Raw genomic sequence first — 3978 nt, forward strand, 5'->3', positions numbered from 1 at the left:
CGCCGACTGATGACAAACCGCTCAGCGGCAGCGCAAGATCGTTCATGGTGGGTGTGGTCTCCGGGAAATGGTTCGGATCGGCTTAAGCAACCAAATCCTACGTCATTTCCGATCAGATCCCGAGCAGCCAGCCAGTATTCGACCGTCGCTTGCGCCTCTGCCCGCTGAGGCCTTGTGCTTCCTCCAGCGAGTCAAGCCGATCACCATGGGTGTCCTGGTGCTCACCCACGTGCCATTTGCGATCTCGTGTCGGTGAGAGCACCGCAAGCACCTCCCCTGCTAGAGGGCAAGGCGGCTTGCGTCGCCCGTGTTGTTACTATTCTTCGCTGTGGTCGGAGTTTTTTCGTGGCTTCGGAATCGGGACATTCGGCTTTGCAAAAAAATAGGCCATCGTGGTCGATCGTCACGCCCCCGAGTTCGGCGGCACGATGCGACGACAACGGCAGCGCAAGCTCCATTTGCGCGAGGGGCTCGTCCCTTCAACTACTTGATGCATTTGCGCTTTGCGTACCTCCGTGCATGTTGCTCGATGCCAGGCGGAGATCTCCGTCTCAAACGATCGCGCATCGATGCAACGCCCACGCGTTGATCGCCATGATCGCGGCGATCGCTTTGCCGCGATCGCCGCCGCCGTTTTCGAGCACGACAATCATGCCGGCGGTTCGGCAGCGATGCGCATGCAAAAATTCACAGATGCATTCTAGCCAAATGCTAGCTGCCCAGCAAATGTCCGGCATTTCGCAAGGCCCCTAGGAAGAGACTGGCATGGCCGTTGGCATCGATCTTGGCCTGCATCGACAGGGGCATGCTGTGCCAGTTCTCCAAGGGCGCAGTGAAATGTGAGAACGTACCGTTGACGATGCAATGGTGGGTAACAAGGCCCTGTCTGTCCAACGCCAGAACCCCGATCTGGTCGCCCTGATATCGGATGGCTGCGACCCGCTGGACCTCCGCGTCACCGTCGACCCGCACGTCGAAAAGCAGGATGCCGCGGCTCCTGGTGGCTACCTCGGCGGCCTTTTCAGCGAAGCTTAAGGAGAGCGAGCGGACGCTTTCGACCGCCAGCTGTAAAACCATCAAATCCAGTTCATCCACTGCCATAAGGTACCTGCGCGCAACACATGGGTGATAGCAATCGACCACACCGCTTGTTCACAGATGTCGGCTCACGACCGATCATTCAGGTTGTTGCCGGACGTCCATTGACCGAGGGAGTGCTCCGGTTCGAACCGATCCTGAAGCGGAATGCGCTGGATCTACGGAACCCGAGGAGCAGGCCAGCCAAAGTTGCCGCGACAATTGATGTCGTGATCATTCCAGACATCTGCATCGGCGTCGCTGAACATCCCACTGGTAAGTCCGTTGTTTGCGGCAAGCCCATCCTTGGGCCGTCTAGTACCTGAAACTCTCGCGGTGGCGTCCCTCGAAGCTCGGGACCGCCGGGCGCTTGATCGTCGAGAACTTTGTTTACAATGGTCCGGACCTCCTGCAGAGCTTATTCTGGTGCGCTCGCCTTTGAGCATTCCGCTGAAGCGTGACGTTTCGCTAGTCCGTGTTCCTTGCAGGCTCACCGCGAGGGCGCCTTGCACACAGCGGCACGTCAGCGCATGAAACTCGTCCCCCGTTCACTTCACAAAATGGATTTCCTGAAGTACTGGGAGCGCAGAGAAATCTCCGGTCGCAGCCTACCCGGTTAAAACAAGGACCCAAAAATGAAGACTCTCGTCGTCTGCTCCGGCGGATTGGACTCCGTTACCCTTGCTCACAAGGTGGCAGCGGAGCACGAACTCGCCGGCCTCCTATCTTTCGATTACGGCCAACGGCATAGAAAGGAATTGGGCTTCGCCGCCCTTTGCGCGGAGCAACTGAGCGTCCCGCACCGCATCATCGACATCCACGAGATCGGCGGCGGCCTTTCCGGCTCCGCGCTGACCGATAATGTGGACGTGCCCGACGGGCACTACGCCGAAGACACGATGAAGGTCACGGTGGTGCCGAACCGGAACGCCATCATGTTAGCCATTGCCTTCGGCCTCGCCGCAGCGCACGGCGCTGACGCGGTGGCGACGGCCGTGCATGGTGGGGATCATTTCATTTATCCCGACTGCCGTCCGGCCTTCATCGACGCTTTCCAGATGATGCAGGACCACGCGCTCGACGGCTACGCGAAGATTCGCGTTTATGCACCCTATGTGAATCTCACGAAGGCGGACATTGTTAGGAATGGAGCAGCATACGGCACGCCATTTGCGCAGACCTGGTCCTGCTACAAGGGCGCCGAGCGTCACTGCGGGAGGTGCGGGACCTGCGTCGAGCGGCGCGAGGCGTTTCATCTCTCTGGGCAGCCGGACCCCACCGACTACGAGGACTCCGACTTCTGGCTCGATGCGCTGCGAAGGAGGACCGCGTAATGTTCCGCATCACCAAGGAATTCCACTTCTCAGCCTCGCATCAGCTCACCTCGTTGCCACCCGATCACCAATGTGCGCGCCTGCACGGGCATAACTACATCGTTGAAGTGGAGCTTTCAGCGAATGGACTGAACGAGCACGGCTTCGTGCGCGACTATCATGATCTGGCGCCGCTCAAACGCTATATCGACGAGAGCTTCGACCACCGACATCTCAACGAAGTGCTGGGGCATGAGCAAGTCACGGCGGAATGTCTGGCCAGACATTTCTATGGATGGTGCAAGGCACGCCTGCCCGAGACCTCGGCCGTGCGGGTCAGCGAAACGCCGAAAACCTGGGCGGAGTACCGGCCATGACCCATACCGATCCGGCAATTCGCGTCAGCGAGATTTTCGGGCCGACGATCCAGGGCGAGGGCGTGCTCATTGGTTTGCCGACTGTCTTCATCAGGACCGGCGGGTGTGACTATCGCTGTTCCTGGTGTGACAGCCTCCATGCGGTGGATAATCAATTCCGCCATGAATGGGAGATGATGTCAATCGACACGGTGTGGCAAACCGTCGTTGCGCTTTCCGGTGGCCGGCCAGTGATGGTGTCACTGTCAGGCGGCAATCCTGCCATTCAGCCGTTTCGTGCGCTCATCGAGCGAGGCCATGGTGAAGGTTACCGTTTTGCGCTGGAAACCCAAGGTTCCGTGGTCAGGGACTGGTTTGCCGACCTTGACGTGCTGGTCCTCAGCCCGAAGCCGCCGTCAAGCGAAATGAGGACCGATTGGGCCGCTGTCGAGGCGTGCATCGAAGCGGCGCAGGAGAAGCCGCTAATCGTGCTCAAGCTCGTTGTTTTCGACGACAGTGACTACGCTTACGCGAAAGACGCCGCCGCGAGGTTTCCGCGACTTCCGATCTATCTGCAACCCGGCAATCACACGCCGCCACGCGCCGGAAATGAAGACGCGCCTGTCGACCTTGACGGAATAATGAAACGCATGGAGTGGCTGATTGAAAAGGTGACCCGCGACAGGTGGTTCGAAGCCCGCGTGCTGCCGCAGCTGCACGTAATGCTCTGGGGTAACAAGAGAGGTGTCTAGCCTGCGCCCGCTAGGGCGACGGCCTTGGGCATAACCACAACAAGATGTCGACCATCTGGATGCCGATCGCAGCCACCTGAGGCAAAGTGCTTGCGTCGACGGCCTTCCAGCGGCTGCCAGCCTGCGTGTAAGCGCAGAGCGACCTCCAATCCCCGACAGTCGGCCCTTCCTTCGATGAAGGGCACGCGCCAGCGGCGAGTGCAGAAATCCGCACAAGCACGGCGTGAGAGGTCCTGCGCGTTTCTCGCGCCGCCGCGTTTTGGCACGGAGCTTGCGGCAGCGTTGGTGCAGCGTTCGACCGGAGCGCCGCGACGGGAGAAGCCTGGGCGGGAGGAACCCACCTCGATCCGGTCAGGGAAAGAAACAGTGTCAGCTGCACAAGTCCGCGCGCGCGCCCCGCGCCCCGCAAACCCTTCTATGCCAAGCTTTACGCGCAGGTGCTTGCCGCCATCGCCCTCGGCGTCGCAATTGGCTATTTCT

4 protein-coding genes are annotated in these 3978 nt (G+C 60.0%); 3 read left to right on the forward strand and 1 reads right to left on the reverse strand.

Going from position 1 to position 3978, the window contains the following annotated elements:
* Positions 1 to 711: 711 nt before the first annotated feature.
* Positions 712 to 1101, reverse strand: coding sequence for a hypothetical protein (locus NKH83_RS31355; protein ID WP_352717907.1), 390 nt, complete (start codon positions 1099 to 1101; stop codon positions 712 to 714).
* Between the two features lie 611 nt (positions 1102 to 1712).
* Between NKH83_RS31355 and queC the strand changes: the two genes are divergently transcribed.
* Genes queC through queE form a run of 3 tightly spaced genes read left to right on the forward strand, consistent with a single transcriptional unit; the run spans position 1713 to position 3498 of the window.
* Positions 1713 to 2411 carry a 7-cyano-7-deazaguanine synthase QueC gene (gene queC, locus NKH83_RS31360; RefSeq protein WP_352809021.1) on the forward strand — a complete coding sequence of 233 codons (699 nt, stop codon included), beginning with the start codon at positions 1713 to 1715 and terminating at the stop codon, positions 2409 to 2411.
* Positions 2411 to 2767 carry a 6-carboxytetrahydropterin synthase QueD gene (queD, locus tag NKH83_RS31365; RefSeq protein ID WP_352503921.1) on the forward strand — a complete coding sequence of 119 codons (357 nt, stop codon included), beginning with the start codon at positions 2411 to 2413 and terminating at the stop codon, positions 2765 to 2767. The genes queC and queD overlap by 1 nt, the downstream gene beginning before the upstream one ends.
* Positions 2764 to 3498 (forward strand): 7-carboxy-7-deazaguanine synthase QueE, encoded by a 735-nt coding sequence (gene queE / locus NKH83_RS31370; protein WP_352809024.1) that lies wholly within the window; start codon positions 2764 to 2766, stop codon positions 3496 to 3498. The genes queD and queE overlap by 4 nt, the downstream gene beginning before the upstream one ends.
* Positions 3499 to 3978: the final 480 nt, after the last annotated feature.

Origin of the sequence: Mesorhizobium sp. M0909 (assembly GCF_040319515.1) — a bacterium.
In the GTDB taxonomy this organism is placed as follows: Bacteria; Pseudomonadota; Alphaproteobacteria; order Rhizobiales; family Rhizobiaceae; genus Mesorhizobium.

Coding starts and splice junctions, on each gene's coding strand:
- NKH83_RS31355 (WP_352717907.1), bottom strand. CDS start 1,101: ATGGCAGTGGATGAACTGGATTTGATGGTTTTACAGCTGGCGGTCGAA.
- queC (WP_352809021.1), top strand. CDS start 1,713: ATGAAGACTCTCGTCGTCTGCTCCGGCGGATTGGACTCCGTTACCCTT.
- queD (WP_352503921.1), top strand. CDS start 2,411: ATGTTCCGCATCACCAAGGAATTCCACTTCTCAGCCTCGCATCAGCTC.
- queE (WP_352809024.1), top strand. CDS start 2,764: ATGACCCATACCGATCCGGCAATTCGCGTCAGCGAGATTTTCGGGCCG.